18 protein-coding genes and 1 other RNA gene are annotated in these 21286 nt (G+C 43.1%); 11 read left to right on the top strand and 8 right to left on the bottom strand.

Going from position 1 to position 21286, the window contains the following annotated elements:
- Nucleotides 1-4: 4 nt before the first annotated feature.
- The 3 genes from lon to CXF83_RS16025 all read left to right on the top strand — a co-directional run bounded on the left by lon (nucleotide 5) and on the right by CXF83_RS16025 (nucleotide 4965).
- A complete protein-coding gene (gene lon, locus CXF83_RS16035; RefSeq protein WP_101093594.1) occupies nucleotides 5-2350 on the top strand; it encodes an endopeptidase La in 2346 nt (781 codons plus the stop codon).
- A gap of 254 nt (nucleotides 2351-2604) precedes the next feature.
- Nucleotides 2605-2892: a nucleoid-associated protein HU-beta gene (hupB, locus tag CXF83_RS16030; protein ID WP_198553577.1), complete on the top strand. Its 288-nt coding sequence runs from the start codon at nucleotides 2605-2607 to the stop codon at nucleotides 2890-2892.
- A 213-nt stretch (nucleotides 2893-3105) separates the two neighbouring features.
- A complete protein-coding gene (locus CXF83_RS16025) occupies nucleotides 3106-4965 on the top strand; it encodes a SurA N-terminal domain-containing protein (RefSeq protein ID WP_101093592.1) in 1860 nt (619 codons plus the stop codon).
- 300 nt (nucleotides 4966-5265) lie between these two features.
- Here the strand turns inward: CXF83_RS16025 and fabV are convergent, their stop codons facing one another.
- The 7 genes from fabV to pspF form a co-directional block, all read right to left on the bottom strand.
- Nucleotides 5266-6468, bottom strand: coding sequence for an enoyl-ACP reductase FabV (gene fabV / locus CXF83_RS16020; RefSeq protein ID WP_101093591.1), 1203 nt, complete (start codon nucleotides 6466-6468; stop codon nucleotides 5266-5268).
- A 104-nt stretch (nucleotides 6469-6572) separates the two neighbouring features.
- Nucleotides 6573-7358 (bottom strand): ATP-binding cassette domain-containing protein, encoded by a 786-nt coding sequence (locus CXF83_RS16015; protein WP_101093590.1) that lies wholly within the window; start codon nucleotides 7356-7358, stop codon nucleotides 6573-6575.
- The gene (locus tag CXF83_RS16010; RefSeq protein WP_101093589.1) at nucleotides 7339-8346 is read right to left on the bottom strand and encodes a peptide ABC transporter ATP-binding protein; all 1008 of its coding nucleotides are present in this window, start codon (nucleotides 8344-8346) and stop codon (nucleotides 7339-7341) included. Before CXF83_RS16010 ends, CXF83_RS16015 begins: the two co-directional genes overlap by 20 nt.
- A 4-nt stretch (nucleotides 8347-8350) precedes the next feature.
- Nucleotides 8351-9241 carry an ABC transporter permease subunit gene (locus CXF83_RS16005; protein WP_101093588.1) on the bottom strand — a complete coding sequence of 297 codons (891 nt, stop codon included), beginning with the start codon at nucleotides 9239-9241 and terminating at the stop codon, nucleotides 8351-8353.
- Nucleotides 9228-10259 (bottom strand): ABC transporter permease, encoded by a 1032-nt coding sequence (locus tag CXF83_RS16000; RefSeq protein ID WP_101093587.1) that lies wholly within the window; start codon nucleotides 10257-10259, stop codon nucleotides 9228-9230. Before CXF83_RS16000 ends, CXF83_RS16005 begins: the two co-directional genes overlap by 14 nt.
- A complete protein-coding gene (locus CXF83_RS15995; RefSeq protein WP_101093586.1) occupies nucleotides 10259-11887 on the bottom strand; it encodes an ABC transporter substrate-binding protein in 1629 nt (542 codons plus the stop codon). Before CXF83_RS15995 ends, CXF83_RS16000 begins: the two co-directional genes overlap by 1 nt.
- Before the next feature lie 65 nt (nucleotides 11888-11952).
- A complete protein-coding gene (gene pspF, locus CXF83_RS15990; RefSeq protein WP_101093585.1) occupies nucleotides 11953-12999 on the bottom strand; it encodes a phage shock protein operon transcriptional activator in 1047 nt (348 codons plus the stop codon).
- A 177-nt stretch (nucleotides 13000-13176) separates the two neighbouring features.
- On the opposite strand from pspF, the gene pspA reads away from it, so the two are divergent.
- The 6 genes from pspA (at nucleotide 13177) to CXF83_RS15960 (ending at nucleotide 18701) form a co-directional block, all read left to right on the top strand.
- Nucleotides 13177-13860, top strand: a complete 684-nt coding sequence (pspA, locus tag CXF83_RS15985; protein ID WP_101093584.1) for a phage shock protein PspA — start codon at nucleotides 13177-13179, stop codon at nucleotides 13858-13860.
- 20 nt (nucleotides 13861-13880) lie between these two features.
- A complete protein-coding gene (pspB, locus tag CXF83_RS15980) occupies nucleotides 13881-14114 on the top strand; it encodes an envelope stress response membrane protein PspB (RefSeq protein ID WP_101093583.1) in 234 nt (77 codons plus the stop codon).
- A 66-nt stretch (nucleotides 14115-14180) separates the two neighbouring features.
- Entirely contained in the window at nucleotides 14181-14576 is a 396-nt protein-coding gene (gene pspC / locus CXF83_RS15975; RefSeq protein ID WP_101093582.1) for an envelope stress response membrane protein PspC, read from the top strand.
- Nucleotides 14577-14644: 68 nt separating this feature from the next.
- Entirely contained in the window at nucleotides 14645-16090 is a 1446-nt protein-coding gene (locus CXF83_RS15970) for a YcjX family protein (protein ID WP_101093581.1), read from the top strand.
- Between the two features lie 6 nt (nucleotides 16091-16096).
- Nucleotides 16097-17197: a TIGR01620 family protein gene (locus tag CXF83_RS15965; RefSeq protein WP_101093580.1), complete on the top strand. Its 1101-nt coding sequence runs from the start codon at nucleotides 16097-16099 to the stop codon at nucleotides 17195-17197.
- A 325-nt stretch (nucleotides 17198-17522) separates the two neighbouring features.
- Nucleotides 17523-18701: a trans-sulfuration enzyme family protein gene (locus CXF83_RS15960; protein ID WP_101093579.1), complete on the top strand. Its 1179-nt coding sequence runs from the start codon at nucleotides 17523-17525 to the stop codon at nucleotides 18699-18701.
- Nucleotides 18702-18805: 104 nt separating this feature from the next.
- Here the strand turns inward: CXF83_RS15960 and CXF83_RS15955 are convergent, their stop codons facing one another.
- Nucleotides 18806-20200 (bottom strand): SLC13 family permease, encoded by a 1395-nt coding sequence (locus tag CXF83_RS15955; protein WP_101093578.1) that lies wholly within the window; start codon nucleotides 20198-20200, stop codon nucleotides 18806-18808.
- Between the two features lie 386 nt (nucleotides 20201-20586).
- Here CXF83_RS15955 and CXF83_RS15950 point away from each other — a divergent pair, with 386 nt between their 5' ends.
- Nucleotides 20587-20898, top strand: a complete 312-nt coding sequence (locus CXF83_RS15950; RefSeq protein ID WP_101093577.1) for a ComEA family DNA-binding protein — start codon at nucleotides 20587-20589, stop codon at nucleotides 20896-20898.
- 193 nt (nucleotides 20899-21091) lie between these two features.
- An RNA gene (ffs, locus tag CXF83_RS15945) (signal recognition particle sRNA small type) lies at nucleotides 21092-21188 on the top strand.
- Nucleotides 21189-21286 lie beyond the last annotated feature (98 nt).

Genomic DNA, 21286 nt, shown 5'->3' with positions numbered 1-21286 from the left:
AGCTATGACTCTAGAGCGTGATACGCGAATAGAACTACCCGTACTACCACTAAGAGATGTAGTGGTTTATCCTCATATGGTAATTCCGTTATTCGTAGGACGAGAAAAGTCCATTCGTTGCTTAGAAAAAGCGATGGAACAAGGTAAACAAATTATTCTAGTCGCCCAGCGTGATGCTGAGTTAGACGATCCTACCAGCGATGACATTTTCGATGTTGGTACAGTAGCCTCTATTTTACAACTGCTTAAGCTTCCTGACGGTACTGTTAAAGTCTTAGTTGAAGGCGGTCAGCGTGCGCGCATAGATAATTATTCTGAGCAGGACGAGATATTCCAAGCGACCGCACACTACCTTGAATCTGAGCCATTAACAGATAAAGAGGAAGAAGTCTTAATTCGCTCGGCTGTGGGGCAGTTTGAAGGCTACATCAAGCTGAATAAAAAAATTCCACCAGAAGTGCTAACGTCACTTTCTGGTATCGATGAAGCCGCTCGACTTGCAGACACCATGGCAGCGCATATGCCGCTGAAGCTTGAAGATAAGCAGTCTGTGCTAGAGATGGTTGATGTTGGTGAGCGCATCGAATATTTGATGGCGATGATGGAATCTGAAATCGATCTGTTACAGGTCGAAAAACGGATCCGTGGTCGCGTTAAAAAACAGATGGAGAAGAGTCAGCGCGAGTACTATTTGAATGAGCAAATGAAAGCGATTCAGAAAGAACTTGGCGATATTGACGAGTCTCACGATGAGTTTGAAAGCTTAGCTAAAAAAATTGAAGAAGCAAAAATGCCTGAAGAGGCTAAAGAGAAAGCGACAGCTGAACTTAACAAACTGAAGATGATGTCACCTATGTCGGCTGAAGCGACCGTGGTGAGAAGTTATGTTGAGTGGATGGTGGCAGTGCCTTGGCATAAGCGTTCGAAAATCAAACGTGATTTGGCTAAAGCGCAGGATGTACTTGACACCGACCACTTTGGTTTAGAGAAAGTCAAAGAGCGCATTCTCGAATATCTAGCAGTACAGAGCCGTGTTAAACAGCTTAAAGGTCCGATTTTGTGCTTAGTTGGGCCGCCAGGTGTTGGTAAAACATCACTGGGCCAATCTATCGCCAAAGCGACTGGACGTAAGTATGTGCGCGTTGCCTTAGGCGGCGTGAGAGATGAAGCGGAGATCCGCGGTCATCGTCGTACATACATAGGTTCTATGCCAGGTAAAGTCATCCAGAAAATGTCAAAAGTGGGGGTTAAGAATCCGCTATTTTTACTTGATGAAATTGATAAGATGAGTAGTGATATGCGGGGCGATCCTGCATCAGCATTACTTGAGGTGCTTGATCCTGAACAGAACTCCACCTTTAGCGACCATTACATGGAGGTTGATTACGACCTGTCTGATGTCATGTTTGTCGCGACATCGAATTCAATGAATATTCCAGGTCCGTTATTAGACCGTATGGAAGTGATTCGTCTGTCGGGTTATACCGAAGATGAGAAGCTCAATATCGCTAAGCAGCATTTATTGCCGAAACAGATTGAGCGCAATGGACTAAAAGCCAAAGAAGTTACCGTTGATGATAGTGCTATTGTTGGCATTATTCGTTACTACACTCGTGAAGCGGGTGTACGTTCGCTTGAGCGAGAGCTATCAAAGATTTGTCGTAAAGTCGTTAAGAGAATCTTACTGGATAAAAGCATCAAGCATGTTTTAGTTAACCAAGATAACCTTAAGTCTTTCTTAGGCGTACAGCGTTGCGATTACGGCAAAGCCGAATCAAACAACCAGATAGGCCAAGTGACAGGACTTGCATGGACTGAAGTCGGTGGCGATTTGCTGACTATCGAAGCAACCTCGGTACCAGGTAAAGGTAAGTTGTCTTATACCGGCTCGCTAGGCGATGTAATGCAAGAGTCGATTCAAGCGGCAATGACGGTTGTGCGTGCACGAGCTGAGCAACTGGGCATTAATCCAGATTTTTATGAGAAGCGTGATATCCATGTGCACGTTCCAGAAGGTGCAACACCAAAAGATGGTCCTTCAGCGGGTGCTGCTATGTGCACTGCATTGGTCTCTAGTCTTACGGGAAATCCTGTTCGCGCCGATGTGGCGATGACAGGTGAAATAACCCTCCGTGGTGAAGTATTACCCATTGGTGGATTGAAAGAAAAACTACTCGCTGCGCACCGTGGTGGAACCAAAGTCGTTCTAATTCCAAAAGAAAATGAACGAGATTTGGAGGAAATTCCAGCTAATGTGATCGCTGACTTGAAAATTTATCCAGTGAGATGGGTTGAAGAGGTACTGAAACTGGCACTTGAACGACCAGTAGAAGGCTTCGAAGTAGTATAAAACGTGGACTAATGCAATAAATTACCGTATTGCACAAAAAAAAGTACAAAATGGGGCTTACCAAAGTGTCTAGCTGTGGTAGCCTAAGTCTGTGGAGAGTCAGTCGCTCCAGCCCTCGGCGCGACTGGTTTTGAGCAGTATCCTAAATTATTTCTTTGGTTTTCCTATAAGGCTTGAACTTTAGTTCTAAGCTTGTTATAAAAAGCCTCCGCAGACCGCTCTAGACATGGATTTGGTTGCGGTACAAAAATTACATTCAAGGGGATGACATGAACAAATCTGAACTAATCGAGAAAATCGCTTCTGGCGCTGACATTTCTAAAGCCGCTGCTGGCCGTGCATTAGATTCTTTCATTGGCGCTGTTACAGACAGCCTAAAAGAAGGCGATAAGATTGCTCTTGTTGGTTTTGGTACTTTCGAAGTGCGTCAGCGTGCAGAGCGCATTGGTCGTAACCCACAGACGGGTAAAGAAATCAAAATCGCTGCAGCAAATATTCCAGCATTCAAAGCTGGTAAAGCGCTTAAAGACGCTGTTAACTAAGATACTCGTTATCTGCAGCCTTTGTAAGGTTATTGTAGCAAGCACTGTTTAGACAGTGCTTTTTACGAGAAAAAGATTGTTATTAGGTTTTTACTTAGTCGCAGTCGACAAAAGTAAAGAGGTTAATTTCTCTTTACTATTAAATTACAAAAAGGCGCATCCAACGAGTGATGCGCCTTTTTATTTTATTAATCGCAACCAGCGAGAAGTCTGATGTTAGAAAAGATTCGTGAAGGATCACAAGGCCCAATTGCAAAAAGCATTTTAGTCCTAGTGATTCTTTCATTTGCATTTACGGGTGTGAGTAGTTATTTAGGTTCATCAACTGAGGTTGCAGCGGCTACCGTCAATGGTGAAGAGATCAGCAATTCAGCTTTAGAGCAAGCCTATGACAATGAGCGTGGTCGTCTTGAGCAACAATTAGGTGATATGTTCTCGACGCTATCAGCAGATGAAAATTATATGCAAAGCGTTAAGCAGAGCGTATTAGAGCGCTTAGTAGCTGAAAAGCTATTAGATCAAAATGCTGTTGAATTAGGACTACGAGTCTCTGACGAGCAGATCCGCGCAGCGATTATGGTCGAACCTGCATTTCAGACTGATGGCATATTTGATAACGATCGTTATCAAGCTATTTTGCGTCAACTCGGCTACCAAGCTAACTCTTTCAGAGACATGATGCGCACCGATATGACACGTCGTCAATTGGTGGCCACTTTAGTCGGTTCTGAGTTTGTATTAGCAGGTGAAGCTGAATACTTGGCTAATATCCAGGGACAAACGCGTGATATTAATTATTTGGTCATCGACTCAGCGCCTTTCATTGCCGCAGCAAGTGTTACAGATGAACAGATCCAAACTTACTACAACTCAAATCTTGCTCAGTTTGTAAGACCTGAACTGGTAAGCCTCAGCTACATCGAACTTGACGCAAAGCAGTTAGCGGATGGTGTTGTTGTTACTGAAGCCGATGCTAAAGCTTATTACGATGAGAATAAGGTGCAGTATCTGCAGCCAGAGAAGCGCTTAGCAGCTCATATTCTTATTGGACTTGATGACGATGATGCCGCAGCAAAGGCTGCAGCGATTTATCAGAAGCTACAAAATGGTGAAGATTTCGCCGCGGTTGCTAAAGCTGAATCTCAAGATACATTCAGTGGTGAGCAAGGTGGTCAACTTGATTGGTTTGAAGCCGGTGTAATGGAACCTGAGTTTGATACTGCATTATTCGCATTGGATAAAGGCAGTTATTCAAATGTGGTTAAGACTAACTTTGGTTATCACATTATTAAAGCACTAGACATCCAAGCGGGTGCTGAAGCTCCTTTTGCTGACGTAAAAGATAAAATCATTGCACAGTTGCAAGGGCAACAATCGGTTGATAAGTTCTACGAACTACAGCAGATCCTTGCCGATACAAGTTATGAAGTCCCTGACACTTTATCTGAAGCGGCAACCGAGCTCGGTGTTGAAGTTAAGACGACTCCTGAGTTTACGCGCAATAATGCTCCCGCTTTGTTCACCAAGCCAGCTATCTTGAAAGAAGCATTTTCTTCGAGTGTGTTGCTTGATGGTATGAACAGTGAAGTGCTTGAAGTTGAGTCAAACCACGTTGTTGTAATCCGAGCTAACTCTCATAAAGCTGCTGGTACTATGGCGCTTGAAGACGTTAGAAATGGAATTGCCGCACGTTTGAAGCAAGAACAAGCTAATGAGTCTGCGCGTCAACAAGCGCAAGATGCTATGACAGCTTTCAAAACTGACGGTGTTACAGCTGATTACCTAGCGAAAGAAAAACTTGCACGTTTCGAGCAAGATATTGATGGTGCAGTCGTCAATAAAGCCTTTGCTATGGCGCAGCCAACAGAAGGTCCAACTGTTGATACAGTTGCACTTGCTAACGGTTATGCAGTTGTTGTACTTGATAAAGTTAATACAGCAGAAGACGTTGATAGTAATCTTATCGATGCATTGAAGCAGCGTTTAAGCTCACAATATAGTGAGAATGATTATCGCGCAGTGATTGCTAGCCTAAAAGCTAAGGGTGAAGTGCTTTACCCTGTCGTTGAGTAAGTTACTGGCAGTACACGCTTAATAAGAAGCCGGCATGAGCCGGCTTTTTTGTGTCTGCTAGTTAGTAAAGAGTGGATTCGATTTTATTGTTAGTGTTACTAGATATCTGTCGATGCTGATGATTAATATTGGTGAATAAAGTGGTTTAAAGCTATTCAATCGCTCTGTAGACAACTATTTCTATTTTTGTGCTTCATAGGGGGAGCTTGGAGAGGGATAGGCGTTATATGTCGTTAAAGCATAAATTGAAGACATAAAAAAACGCCGCATAAAGCGGCGTTTCCCTAACGTTATCTCTATTTAGATAGATACAACGTCAAATTCGACATTAGGATTGACGTCTTGCTCATAATCTATGCCTTCAACACCGAAACCAAAGAGCTTTAAAAACTCTTCTTTATATTCACGGTAATCAGTGAGCTCAGAAAGATTTTCTGATGTCACTAGTGGCCAAAGATCACGGCAATGTTGTTGAATTTCTTCTCTTAATTCCCAATCATCTAAACGTAAACGATTGCAATCGTCAACGTCAGCAGTACTGCCGTCGGCTTTGTAAAGGCGTTCATTGAACATGCGAGAGATTTGTTCAATACAACCCTCATGAAGGTCTTCAGCACGCATCTTCTTAAATACCATCGCAATATAAAGTGGCATTACAGGTATTGCGGAGCTAGCTTGAGTCACAACACTCTTAAGTACAGCAACGTTAGCACTACCACCAGTTGCTGAAAGCTTAGCATCAAGTGCATGAGCGGCTCTGTCTAGGTCCATTTTTGCTTTACCTAAAGCGCCGTGCCAATAGATAGGCCAAGTCAGCTCGGTACCAATATAGCTATAAGCGACGGTTTTACAACCATCGGCTAATACACCCGCTTCAGAAAGTGCATCCATCCATAATTCCCAATCTTCGCCGCCCATAACGGTGACGGTATCGGCAATTTCTTGCTCTGTTGCAGGCTCAACATTGGCCTCAATGATGATATCTTTATTAGTGTCTACGGCTGTTGCTTTATAAGGTGCACCGATAGGCTTTAATGATGAACGGATAAGCTCACCACTATCAGGTAGCTTACGCACTGGCGATGCTAGTGAGTAGACCACCATATCGATTTCACCGAGATCTTGTTTAATCAGCTCAATCGCTTTTTGCTTCGCTGCGTGGCTAAAGGCATCACAGTTTATGCTTTTAGAATATAAGCCTTCAGCTTTAGCAAATTTGTCGAATGCGGCTGAGTTATACCAACCAGCAGTACCTGGTTTTGTTTCTGAACTTGGCTTTTCAAAAAATACACCTAAGGTGGCTGCATCACTGCCAAATGCTGCTGTGATACGAGAAGAAAGACCATAACCACTTGAAGAACCTACAACCAATACCTTTTTAGGACCATTAGCAATTTTGCTTTTAGCTTTAGTAATGTTGATCTGTTCAAGTACATTGGCTTCACAACCAACAGGGTGAGTCGTTGTACAAATAAAGCCACGCGTTCTAGGTTTGATAATCATATTTTCTATTTCTCTGAAAAAATTGTATCTAGGATAAATAAACTCACATCAAATGACACTCAATTTTCGCTAATTTGAGCATTTTTGTCAGTGGTTGGAGCAGTTTACTTTTTACGAGTAAACAAACTTTGCTCCTGTATTAGTCGCTGAGTGTATTCGTGTTGAGGTGAATTAAACAGTTGCTCAGTGGTTGCTTTCTCAATGAGTTGGCCTTTTTTTAACACCATTATTTTGTCACTAACGTGACGAATAATATTCATATTATGGGACACGAAGATGTAAGAAAGCCCCATCTCTTGCTGCAATTCAAGTAACAAATTTAGAATTTGTGCTCGTACCGATAGATCGAGCGCGGTGAGCGCTTCATCAGCAATGATAATTTTGGGGTCAAGCATCAGCGCGCGTGCAACGGCAACTCGCTGTTTTTGCCCTTCAGATATCATGTGTGGATAGAAGTCTACATGCTCTGACAATAAACCGACCTTTCTTAGCTTATCAACAACTAAGGCTCGCCTTTCTTTTTCTGTTAGGTCGGTGTTGAATTTAAGCGGTTCATCGAGTAGATCGCCAATTGTTAATCTTGGATTTAACGATGTATTCGGATCTTGAAATATCATGCGGATCATACGGCAGCGCTGTTTTAAATCATGTTTCTCTAGTGACTCACCTTCAAAAAAAATCTCACCGCCACTTCTAATCTCCGCACCCACAAGAATGCGAGCTATCGTGCTTTTGCCTGATCCTGTTTCGCCGACGATCGCGAGCGTTTCACCAGTGTTTAATTCAAATGAAACAGGTGATAACGCTTGATTGTATTGACGTTTGAAACGCTTATAACCAGCATAGTAGCTTTTGCTTAGGTTAGTAACTTTAAGTAGAGGTGTCGTCATTACAAGACTCATTGTGGTATGGGAAGTGACACGCAAAATAGCGATCTTTCTTATGGCATAAACTCGGTTGACTGACGCACTTTTTTTGCGCTTGCGGACAGCGTGGGCCGAGTCGACAGCCAATGGGTAAGTGTTGCAATGCGGGCGCTGAACCAGGCAAGGTTTGCATCATTGATTTATGCGCTAATTCACCTGAGTAGTCTGGTGCGTTATCGATCAAGGCTTCAGTGTATGGATGAAAGGGGCGCTTGAGCAGTTCCGCCGTCGGGCCCGACTCCATAACTTGACCGCAATAAAGTACGGTCAATTGATCGCACCAGCCTGCCAGAGTATCGAGCTCATGACTAATCAACAAAATAGAGACGTTCTGCAATTGGTTTAGCTTACTCAGTAATCTAAAGATCTGTGCTTGAGTGCTGAGTTCCATCGAATCGGTGGGTTCGTCAGCAATGAGCAACCGAGGTTGATTGGCAACCGCCATGGCAATCATGACTTTTTGACATTCACCTTCAGACAGCTCCCACGCATAACTCTCCATGACTTTTTCTGTATTCTTAATGCCGACTTTGTGTAGCCATTTCTCAGCGGTTTTTTTCTTAAATCTGCCACGTTTCCAGAAAGGTAAACTTTTATTGGTGGGCATGGCCTCAATAATTTGGCTACCGACAGATATCGCAGGATCTAGACTACTTGTTGGGTCTTGAAATATCATTGCTATCTCACTCCCCATCAAGTTTCGTCGCTGCTTAGAGGACATCTCCATCAAGTTCTGTCCATCCCACATCATGCGATCGGCAGTGACAGTCCAATTGTGACCTGGAACACCTAATATGGCTCTTGCCAACAAACTGCGTCCAGAGCCTGACTCGCCAACTAAACCATGCAGTTCGCCAGGGTTGATGGTTAAGCATACTCGTTCAAGGGCCTTGACACGGCCGCGAGGAGTGTCAAGTTCGATGGTGAGATTTCTAATATCAAGAAGAGGCATATTGTTAGTTTCTTATCGGCGATAGCGCCGACCTTAATCCATCACCGACAAGGTTAATGGCAAGTACGCTGCACAAAATAGCAACACCGGGAATGGTGACAGTCCAGGGTGCTGTCAGTATGTTATCGAGCCCTTGGGACACCATAGCCCCCCATTCAGGACTAGGGGCTTGTGCACCGAGATTAAGAAACCCTAGCGCCGCGATATCTAAAATGGCTGCTGATATCGCCAGTGTTATTTGAATAATCACGGTTTCCCAGACATTGGGCATAATAACGTACCAAAATATTTGTATCGAATTTGCGCCATCAAGCTTAGCTGCCGTTACATAATCTTTTTGCAACTCTTCATGAACCGCTTGATGGATAGCTCGCACAAATTGAGGCGTTAGCGCTATCCCTACTGCCCAAAATACATTTCCCAATCCTGGCCCCATGACGGCGACAACTAAAATTGCCATCAGTAGTGACGGGATAGACAATAATGCATCAAGCAGGTGGCTCAAAATTGAAGATTTAAGACCTTTCATCATGCCTGATATCGAGCCGATGACAAAACCGACGCTAAGGGAGGCGGTCACTATCGCCAATGCCATGCCAAATGTTAGGTGTGCCCCATGAAGCAGCCGGCTAAAAATATCTCGGCCTAAATCATCGGTTCCTAAAAAGTGTTCAACGGTACCGCTAGCATCCCAAGACGGCGGTAAAAGTAATGCTAAAGGGTCTTGTTGCTCTGGTGAAAACGGCGCAATCCAAGGGCCAAAAATAGCCAAGCCCAATAAGCAAATGACTGCCCATAGACCCATTAATGCAAAAGGGTTATCAGCAAAAGCTTGCCATAGCTTACGCATAGGCGAGGGGATATCATCTTCCTGATATATGCTAATTCGCGGCATAGATTTCTTTCCTGCTGATTGGATTGAAGGCGTTATGTAATACTTCAATGAAAATACTGAAGAAGATAATAATTAATGCCACGCTTAATACTCCCCCTTGAATCACCGTGTAGTCGCGCTGATATATGCCTGAGACTAACCAACTCCCGACACCCGGCCAGGAGAAGATGACTTCGACTATCATGGCGTAACTTGCGAATGTTCCCAGCATTAATCCCATATTTTTTAGCACAGGGATAAAGGCATTCGGCAGGGCGTGGCGTAACACTATGGTCCCTGTGTGTAGTCCACGAGCTTCAGCTGCACGTATGTAAGGCTCATTCATAATATGGAGCATTGCTGAGCGGGTGATTCTAACCACGACCGTGAACGGCAATACTGCCAGTGTGATTGCGGGTAACACAATATGCTGCATCGCATCTAGAAATGCAGATATACGGTATATTGATTGAGATAAAAGGGTGTCTATCAGCATAAAGCCTGTCACTGGCTCAATCTCATAGAGCAAATTGATCCGGCCTGAAATAGGCAACCAACCCAGCTCGACCCCAAACCAGAGTGATAACGTTAATCCTAGCCAAAATACCGGGATAGAGTAGCCGGTAAGCGTTATCGCCATAATAGTGTGCTGCGTAATTTTGTTCTTGCTCAGAGACGCTAAAATCCCCAAAGGCACCCCAAGACACATCGCCAATATACCCGCTACGATAGCCAGCTCGAACGATGCAGGAAGGACTTGAATCAATTCATCGATAACGGGCTTTTGTGATGTAATAGAAACACCAAGGTTGCCGCTAACTCTTTGCTCTGTATAGGCCAAAAACTGACGAAATTGATTACTGTCGAGCTTATATTCACTGCGGCTCAACGCGAGTTGCTCTGCTGTTGGAGACGCTATTCCTGTCAACGCATATTGTTGTTCAACGGGGAAATGGCTGGTAGCAATGAATAAAACACCGATAAGGACCAGTGATGTGGCGAGGAATAAGTTAAGCCTTCTTAATAAATAACGACCCATTAGTGCATGTCCTCAGGGGCTATTTTCATAGTGTTCTCGAATGAAATCCCACCAAAAGGAGTGAGCTGGGTTTGTTTGATGTTTTTTTGCTTGAAGGTGAGCTTAGTTGCATGGGCAAAAGGTAACATCGGTAGCTGCTCATTAAAGAGTTTTTCTGCTTGCTGATAGAGTTTTTTTCGGTCTGACTTAATTGTAGTCGCTTTTGCTTTGGCCAATATTGCGTCCATTTCTGGATTGCACCATTGAGCTCGATTACTCGAAGAACTTTGTGCATCACAGCTTAATATGGGAGAGAAAAAGTTATCAGGGTCACTATTATCGGCATTCCAGCCTATTAGCACAGAATCATAATCCCTGCGATTAAGCTTTTGATTAAATACACTCCAGTCGTAGGTCACGATATTGACACTGACGCCAATATTGGCTAAATCGGCCTGGATCAATTCTGCCGTTTTTAATGTATTAGGATTATAAATACGTGCAACGGGCATTGCCCATACATCAATATTGAGTTTTTCGATGCCAGCTTCTTTTAGTAACGCTTTAGCTTTTTGTGGGTTGTAATCATAATGACTGCGGTTGTATCGATAAGCCCAAGATTGTGGTGGTAACATGCCAGTAGCTTCAATAGCTGTTTCTTGGTATACAGCTCGCAAAATATTTTGTTTATCAACGGCATAAGCGAGTGCTTTTCTCACTCTAACATCGTTAAAGGGGACTTTTTGGGTATTAAATGCCCAAAAAGCGACGTTAAAACCGAGCTGGGTGTCGAGCTCTAAGTGATCATGCTGCTTGATAACGGGAAGCTCACCTGCTTTAGGTAGCGCTGACACATTACAGTCGCCGGTAATCAGCTTGGTTAATCTGGCCGTACTTTTTGGTGTTATGTCAAAAACCAGATGTTCAAATTCGGGAAGTTTGCGCCAAAACTGCTCATTTCGGTGATAACGAATATATTCATTCTTGACATATTTTGTCAGTTTAAAAGGTCCGGTACCAATGGGGGAGCTATCCAATTGCTCCGGATTATGTTGCGCGAGCAGGGTATCGGCATACTCTTTGGACAAAATAACCGAGAAACCGGTCGCGAGATTGGATAGAAAGGAGGCATCGCTAACGTTTAAATGAAACACAATTTCGTCTTCAGCGACTTTTTCAATCTGCTTAATCGTTTGACTTAACCCAATACTTTGAAAGAACGGATAACCGTTTGCTGAAACACTATGGTAAGGGTTTTCGGTATCAATAATGCGGTTAAAAGAGAATAAAACATCATCGGCATTAAAGTCTCTGGTTGGAGTGAAATAATCTGTGTGGTGAAACTGGACGCCGCTGCGGAGTTTAAATCGATAAGTCAGGCCATCGTCACTGCCTTGCCAAGATATGGCTAAAGCGGGGACAATAGAGCTTGTTACTGGGTCGTAATCAACGAGCGTGTCGTACAATTGTTGTGAGGTGGCATCAATGGTGGTCCCCGATGTCACTGTTTGCGGATTAAAGCTTTCAGGATTGCCTTCTGAGCAATAGACTAAGCCTGTGGGGATCTTTTGAGGTCCACAGGCAACAAGTAACAAGTTTATCACCGATAAACAGGTTACAAGACCTATTCGCTTTAGCTGCTGTTTCATTAAGCAATCATTTTATGATCTGAACGTTAAGAGGCATTTTAACAGTGCCAAGAGCTTAACAGCAATTATTTATCCAGTAAGTTGTATTTCTTTAGGATCCCGCGAAGTTGATGGTAGCTTAAACCAAGCAGTTCAGCGGTTTTTTTCTGGTTAAACTGTCCAGCTTCTAACGCTTGTGTTAGCAGACTGACTTCATTCTGTTCGCAATGGATTTTAAAATCTATTGGGAAGTTGATAGCGTCAGTTTTAACTGGCTCAGCGACAACACTCGCCACTGGCGTGTCGTGTATTTGTTGTCTCTCTTTGGTTTTAACCCGGGTTGTTGGACGATAAGGTGATGCAAACGGATCAATAGTGATATGAGTGATTGCAGTCCCTGATTCAGCGTTGCGATAAACGCTGCGTTCAACAACGTTCTTGAGTTCTCGAATATTACCTGGCCAGCGATACTCCATTAACTGCTTTACTGCGCTGGGGCTAAAGCCTTCAAATAGCTCTAACTTGAGTTGTCTGGCCATGCCAACGGCAAAATATTCTGCAAGCGTCATGATATCGTCTGGGCGATGACGTAACGGCGGCAGTGTAATAACATCAAATGCTAATCGGTCTAGTAAATCAGGTCTAAACTCCCCAGCTTCAGCTAAAGAGGGTAAATCCTCATTGGCAGCACACACTAAGCGAACATCGGTGTGAACGGTTTTGTTGCCACCGACACGTTCAAATTCGCCGTATTCAATCACTCTTAATAGCTTTTCCTGAATAAGGCCTGAGGTATTGGCCAGTTCATCTAGGAATAGTGTACCGCCGTTGGCACGCTCAAATCGACCTTCGTGTTTTTTATTAGCCCCGGTAAATGCACCTGCATCATGGCCAAATAGTTCACTCTCTAATAAGTTCTCACTTAATGAGGAGCAATTTAATTTAACAAAGCTTTGATCCCAACGCTTTGATAGGTAATGTAAACGCTCGGCAATTAACTCCTTGCCTGTGCCACGCTCACCAATGATCAGTACAGGCTTAGAGAGAGGGGCTACCTGCGAAATATGTTCAAGGACCTCTAACAATGCATTAGATTGTCCAATAAGATTGTCTTGCTGAAATTGATTGCTCACAGTAAGTTTTAGTCTTTAACGCTAATAATTGGTGAAAATAATAATATGATGCCCTGTTTATAAATGGAAGTAAAAGTTAAGTTTTTGGTTAAGTCATTGTATAATAGCTAAAATGTAAAGTTGGCACGAATACTGGATAGTATTTATCGAAACCAACGTTAATTAGAGGTAAATATTATGGGAATTTTTTCACGCTTTGCAGACATCATAAATTCTAACATCAGCGCATTACTTGATAAGGCTGAAGATCCAGAAAAAATGGTACGTCTGATCATCCAAGAGATGGAAGATACGCTGGTCGAGGTTCGCTCTACATCTGCAAAAGTACTTGCAGAAAAGAAAGAGATTATTCGCCGCGTCGCTAAAGTACAGCAGCAAGTACAGGACTGGGAAAGTAAAGCTGAACTGGCATTGTCTAAAGATCGTGAAGATCTTGCCAAAGCCGCTTTGATTGAAAAGCAAAAAGCGAATGAACTTGCTGAAAGCTTGGCTGCAGAATTGGTTGTAGTAGAGGAACATATTCTTCGTTTAAAAGAGGAAGTTGGTCAGCTACAAGAAAAGTTAGCTGATGCAAAAGTACGTCAAAAAACTATCATTATGCGTAAGCAAACTGCCTCTTCTCGTCTTGAGGTGAAAAAGCAGCTTGATTCAAGCAAAATTGATAACGCGATGAGTAAGTTCGAGCAATATGAGCGTCGAGTTGAAGGGTTAGAGTCACAAGTTGAAGCTTACGATTTGGGTAAAAAGAATACCTTGAGTGATGAGTTTGCAGCACTTGAAGCAGAAGACTCTGTTAATGATGAGCTCGAAGCGCTTAAAGCTAAAATGAAAGCTAGCAAGACTAAAGCAAAAGCTAAATAACAACGGATTGGAGGTGTTTTATGAACCCGGAAATTTTAATCGCACCAATTATTATTTTCTTAATTATTGTTGCGCCAATATGGCTAATACTGCACTACAGAAGTAAGCGTCAGGTTGGCCAAGGATTGACTGAAGAAGAGTTCGGTCAATTAAATGAGCTCATAAGCAAGGCTGACAAGATGTCACAACGAATTGAGACGCTTGAGGCCATCTTGGACAGCGAGGCACCACAATGGAGGGGGCGAGATGAATAAATCATCAGACTTTTCCAGCGAGGCAAATAATTTCAATTTAATCATAAAGTAAAGGGGGAAGTAGAAATGAGTGAAGGCAAAAGCAGAACTTTATATCGAATTCCTCAAACAGGTAAAATTGCCGGTGTATGTGCAGGGATTGCAGATTACTTTAATTTTGAAGTATGGCTAGTCAGAGTGGTTGCCGCCTCAATATTTTTACTTGGCGGCACAGGGATTGTATTTATTATCTATGTATTACTTTGGATGATATTAGACATCAAACCGGGCACTGACAAAAATAAGCTTAACCACAAAGACATTGAAGTTAAGAAGAAGGTTTGGCAATCCGGTGAGCCCGCTAAGATGGCATTAAGTGATGTAAATACTCAGTTTAGAACGCTAGAGATTAGATTACAGAATTTAGAGCGACACGTAACATCTGACAACTACGATCTTAAAGATCAAATCAATAACCTATAGTTCGAACCAGGGCAGCATATACACGTATACTGCCCTAGAACTCCCTTCAACAGGTTCAATTTCTGCCTATGGCAAGTATCAAACGTTCTCTTAAACAGTTCGGTAAAAAGACCCAAGCCGTAGCGCTTCGTACTACAGACAAGCATCTACGTCTTGCTGTTACTGGCCTTGCTGGCGCAGGTAAAACGGCTTTTATCACAGGTCTGGTTAATCAACTGCTGCATTCTGGCGTCATTGAGGGCAATACACTGTTGCCGCTATGGCAAGTGGCGAGAGAGAGTCGCCTTTACGGCGTGAAGCGAGATCTGCAACCTAATTTGACTATTCCGAGTTTTAATTATGAAGGGGCAGTTAATGCCATTCTCACAGAGCCGTCATCATGGCCAACATCAACGCGTAATATCAGTGAATTAAGACTTGCGATACGCTATCGTCCAGCGAAGGGCTTATTGTCAAAATTTACTGATAGTGCCACGCTTTATCTCGACATTGTTGACTACCCCGGCGAGTGGCTACTTGACCTGCCAATGCTTAAGCAAAGCTTCCAGCAGTGGTCTGTATCGCAGGTAGCACGTACTTCAGTATTCAAGCATTCAAGTTATTACACTGGGTTTACTCAAGCGATTAATAGTATTGACCTTGCGGCAACGGCAGATGAAGCAAAGTTGCAGCAAATTACCGATTGCTATCAATTATTGCTGCAAGATTGTGTTGAACAGCATGGATTTTACTATGCCCAACCAGGGCGGTTATTGTTACCCGGCGAACTTGCTGGAACACCTGTGCTGGCACTTTTCCCCTTAATCAATGTGACGGAAGAGCAGTTCGTGATACTCGATAAAAGTGCTTCAAACAGCTTTTACCATACGTTAAAGCAGCGATACTCAGAGTATATATCGCGTGTAGTGAAGCCTTTTTACCATGATTATTTTGCCAAATTCGATCGTCAGTTGGTGTTAGTCGACTGCTTTACCCCATTAAACCGTGGAAAAGAGCAGTTTGAAGATATGAAAACCGCACTTCAGGCTGTGATGGAAAGTTTTCAATTTGGTCAATCTAGTTTATTAAAACGTTTATTTTCGCCAAAAATAGACAAGCTCCTTTTTGCTGCGAGTAAAGTTGACCATGTCACACGAGATCAACAAGGTCATGTTCTCTCTTTGCTAAGCCAACTGGTACATCAAAGTCAGCAGCAGGCTAAGTTCGAAGGCTGTGAGGTCGAGACGATGGCAATCAGTGCAATAAAGTCGACGACTCATGGCATGGTGAAACAAAATGGCCGTGACATCGAGGTGGTAAAAGGCTTGGACCTTGCAAGTCATGAGCCGGTCACCTTATTCCCTGGAGAGGTGCCTAAGGCGTTACCCTCTGCAGGTTTCTGGCAGGATCAAGGGTTTGATTTTGTCAGTTTTGCCCCCAGAGCCGCGGTTGATAAACAACTCAACAATGCCGATTTTGACCATATTCGCCTCGACCATGTATTGCAGTACTTAGTCGGTGACAAATTAAAGTGATTTCTTATGGCTACTGATAATATTTCAATAAAGAAACAACAACGTTTTGACCATATTGAAGACGATAGAGAAGCAATAATCGCGCCTTCTGCGACATTCTCTGCTGATGACGACTTTGTCGAAATTGAAGCGCTTTCTGAACAGCAATTTGAGACTAAATTGGATGAGAAATTTAACCATGTTGCGACGCTTAAGAGCGACTTGTCGTCGAAAAAATCGGGTAAACGTGCTTGGTTAGGCAAAGCGTGTTTATTGGGTGTGCTACTGATTGCTGTCGTTGAAACCGTGTTGGGTCTATATGATGCTTTTATCCAAAGTACGTGGTTGTTTTCGCTATACGCTTTGGTCGTCACGCTAGTGGTGTCTTGGACGGTAAAAGTAAGTTTTCTGGAATGGCGTAAGCTTAAAATGCTTAAAAATGTCGAAGACACACAGGCGATAGGCATGCGACTGCTCAGCAGTATGCAGATGGGGGAGGCTGATCCATTTATTGACAAGTTGCTAAGCCAGTTGCCTAAAAATATACAAAATGAACGCTACTTGCAACAGGTGAGTGTTGAGCATAATGATGCTGAAAAGCTGACATTATTCGAAGCGACCGTATTAACCGAGCGAGATATAGTGGCAAAGAAAATCGTTAGACGTTTTGCGCAGGAGTCCGCTTTACTGCTCGCAGCAAGTCCTTTGGCGGTGCTTGATATGGCGATTATTCTGTGGCGTAATCAAAGTATGATTAATCAGTTAGCTAAGTGCTACGGGATCGAGCTTGGCTATTGGAGTCGGGTTAAACTGATCCGTGGCATTATCAGTAATATTATTTACGCAGGTACCAGTGAGATAGTGACAGATTTAGGGACTCAGCTATTGTCTGTTGAGATGTCCGGTAAGGTGTCTGCTCGACTAGGACAAGGCCTTGGCGGTGGGTTACTGACCGCCCGATTAGGCTATCAAGCCATGGCGTTGTGTCGACCACTTGAGTTTAATCAACAATCGAAACCGACGCTAAAAGGGATCCATAAAGAGCTGTTATTAGATCTAAAAGAGCTCACTTCAATGGTGCTCACTAAAACGAGTAAAGCGGAAAAGCAAACCGTATCCGGCAAATAAATGACCTTGTGCAATCTATTCGTTGATGCCTATTTGCCTTACAAACTCAGCACGTAACATTTATTTTACAAGCAATATCTTATAAATCTTTTCTAAATATTTTGTAATTACCTTGGACTAGTTCAAGGTAATTGTCTTAACCATATCCCCGCTAAGACTTGTATCTTGAGACCCAATAAAATGGGCTGGTCATGGCGAGTACATCGTTGCCAACTATGTCGTTTCAAATTTGAATTTCTGAATTGGTTGGCCCTATACAGACGAAAACAACAACAACTATTATTTTATTGCGTCTGTGTCACAAGCATGAAATAGGGAAAGAGATATGCGAGATAGTTGGCAATTGGCAACACAAGTTATCCATGCTGGACGAGAGCCAAATGAATCTGGCGCACTGGTATCACCTTTGTGTCAAAGTGCGACTTTTGTATTTGATAGTGCAGAGCAGGGTGGTGCGAGGTTTGCGGGTGAAGAAGCGGGTTATATTTATACGCGCTTAGGTAATCCTACTACCGCAGAGTTAGAGCGTAAAATTGCAGTGCTTGAAGGTAGTGATTGCGCCGCTGCAACAGCATCGGGTATGGCTGCCGTCTCCGCTGCACTATTAGCCAACCTTCAAATGGGCGATCACCTTGTTGCCTCAAATGCAGTCTATGGTTGTACGTTTGCGCTGATGAATTCGCAGCTGAAAAAGTTCGGTATCGAAGTGACCCTGGTCGATTTTTGTAACCTAGCGGAGATTGAAGCGGCAATTAAACCGAATACCAAAGTTATTTTTTGTGAGACGCCAGTTAACCCTCATCTTGAGGTGTTCGATTTGGATGCTATAGCTCGTATTGCCAAACAGTACCATTTAGTCAGTGTTGTCGATAACACCTTTATGACCCCGTTACTGCAGCAACCTATTAAGCACGGTATTGATATTGTGATCCACAGTGCCACCAAATACTTAAATGGTCATGGTGACGTTATCGCCGGTATTGTGTGTGCCAGTAGTGCGCAAATGGATGTCATTAAGTATGAAGTACTCAAAGACATTGGTGGCGTGATCTCTCCTCATGATGCTTGGCTTATTTTAAGAGGGCTTAAAACTCTGGATGTTAGAATTAACCGACATTGTGATAGTGCAGAGGTTGTTGCTCAATTTTTGGAAGACCATCCTAAAGTCTCCAAAGTGTATTATCCAGGATTGAAGAGCCATCGCGGTAATGCATTAATAGGCCGTCAAATGAAGCGCGCTGGCGGGGTGATAGCGTTTGAGCTGGACGCTGATTTACAAACATCCATCGGCTTTATTAATCAATTGGAACTGTTTTCGATTGCAGTCAGTTTGGGGGATGCAGAGTCGCTTATCCAGCATCCAGCCTCAATGACTCATTCCCCCTATACCGAAGAGCAGAGAGCCAAAGCCGGCATCACTGACAATTTACTGAGGATCTCAGTAGGCTTAGAAGCGGTAGAAGATATTATAACGGCGTTAGACGAAGGTTTAGCGGCTTTATAATTTAGATTTTTTGGACAATATAAAAGCGCTGTGAGCAAACACTTACAGCGCTTTTTGTTTATTTACAATTGAACATCACCGTTATAGTGGGACGATGTGTAGTGTTAGATATTCCAGAAAGTGTGCGCAATGATATAAAGCGCAAACATACTGATAAAGTTTATGATAACGCCTGCTCGCATCATCTCTGACTGTTTAATATAACCAGAGCCATACACGATGGCATTGGGGGGGGTCGCAACAGGAAGCATAAATGCACAAGAGGCAGCGATACCAATCAGTACAGACAGCATTACCGGTGATAGGCCAAGTGCTTCAGCGATAGCAGCAAACACTGGCACCAATAGCGCTGCGCTGGCAGTATTACTGGCAAACTCGGTTAGCATGACAACAAAGGCGATAACGGCAAAGGTAAACAATGCCATGTGTGTATTACCGAATATATCGGTTACCCAATGGGCTAGGAAAACACTGGTACCCGTTTCCTTAAGCACTGCACTTAGCGTCAAACCACCGCCAAACAATATCAATACCCCCCAATCAGTCGTTGTTTCTATCTTCTTCCACTTCACTAAGCCAAGACCTGCAAGAGTGACAACGGCAGTGAGTGCGACGACAGTATCGAACTGGCCAATGCCCCCAAGAGCTTGTGAAATAGGTTTACTGAAAATCCAGCAGCAGACTGTGGTGATGAAAATTAATAAAGTCAATTTACCTTGGAAGGTGAGTGATTGCTTTTCAGTTTTTATCTCACAAATCATAGATAGGTCGGGTTTTAAATATAAGTAAAGACCCACTAACATGAGCGGTAACATAATCGCCACCGTAATAAGCCCGAACTCAAGCCAGTCACTAAATGATAAGCCAACTTGCGCAGCCGCTATCGCGTTTGGGGGGCTACCTACCAGCGTACCAATACCACCAATGTTTGCTGAATAGGCAATACCGAGAAGCAAGAACAAGTAAGTACTTCTGTGTTTTTTGATATCTATTTGATGCAAAATCCCCAGTGCTAGCGGTAACATCATTGCAGTGGTTGCGGTGTTACTAATCCACATAGATAGCCCCGCAGTGATCCCAAATAGCATGACACAGGCTACAGATAAGCGTCCTTTTGATGCCGTTAATACCTTCTGGGCTATTAACTTATCAATTCCTTGATGATTCAAAGCGGCAGCTAAAACAAAACCACCAAAGAAAAGGTAAATAATGGGGTTGGCAAAATGACTCATCGCAGCTTTGGTTTCAAATACCCCAAAAAGTACCGCGAGGATCGGGATCATAATGGCTGTAATACTGATATGGATAGCTTCTGTCAGCCACAATATCGCCGCGAAGGTCAATAGTGCAAGACCTGTATTAACTCCCTGTTCAAATGGAAGAAAATTATACATTAGCAGCAGTAATATAATATCAGCGGCCAGTATTAACAGATTCTTTTGCTGTCCGGTTATTTTACCGCTGATCTTGTTGGGAACTTCAGTAGAGTCTATTGACATTTTAATGTCCATTATTATGGTCGATGACAACACTCTAGATGAGTAACGATTAACTTCAAAATAACTCCGGCTGTAACTCCATGACAGAATCGTACTGCTATTTAGGTGATGTAGTTCGCGATAGTGATTATATATTTGATGTTGAACGGCTATAAACGTCTGCTGCTTACGAAATAATCTATCAAAGTTAACCTTATCAAATAGCTCGGTGACTAAATTGAAAGTTTAGTGTCGTGCAGATTCTGTGATCAAGATCGCGCCGTAGAACTTTAGCGTGAGATGTTGGTCTCCTATTGGCTAATATCGTGGCTGTGATCTACATTTTGCAGGTAGCTAAGGAAAGGGATGAAGGCTACAACCTAAAGGATCACATAAGGAAATAAATCATGTATAAAAAACTACTATCCGTTTTATTGCTATCAAACTTAATGTTTTTACCTGCTGTTCAGGCGGCAATCGAAAAAGTAGAGCCAGAGAGTGTTACTCAGAGTACTCAAGATCATATTCAAGTTGTGAATATCAATTCAGCTAGTGTTGAGCAGTTATCGTTATTGCGGGGCATTGGCGATTCAAAAGCTAAAGCGATTGTTGATTATCGGAAAACACATGGGAAATTTGATTCGATTAATCAATTGTCGAATGTAAAGGGCATTGGTGACAAGCTAATTGAACAAAATAAAGCCGTTCTTAGCCTGTAAGCAAGTGTGTTTTGAATTTATGTTGGTAGATAAAGCACAAATAGGCCCTCAAATGAGGGCTTTTGTTTATAGAAACAGCAATTGAACCAATACTCAGGCTTCTAATGCGATAATGACTTGATTGGAATGCATTCATAGTAGATAATGCTGCCGTTCTTGAGAGTATCTGCTCTCAACGAAATCAATGGTGACCCTAGGGTCCCCTCGCAATGATAACTTGTGAACTCGGCCAGACCTGGAAGGGAGCAACCGCAGCAAGTGACTCATGTGCCGAGGTGTGGCTCTGGGGAAACCTCCAATCTCCCAGTAAACCATTCTTTTATTACACTAATCCCTGTAAATCAAAACTTAGCTCAGAATAACCTCAGGTGATACACTTGGTGGTACA

Source organism: Shewanella sp. Choline-02u-19, assembly GCF_002836205.1.
In the GTDB taxonomy this organism is placed as follows: Bacteria; Pseudomonadota; Gammaproteobacteria; order Enterobacterales; family Shewanellaceae; genus Shewanella.
Note: the sequence above shows the minus strand (reverse complement) of the source record. Positions and strands in the feature narration are given on the sequence as shown.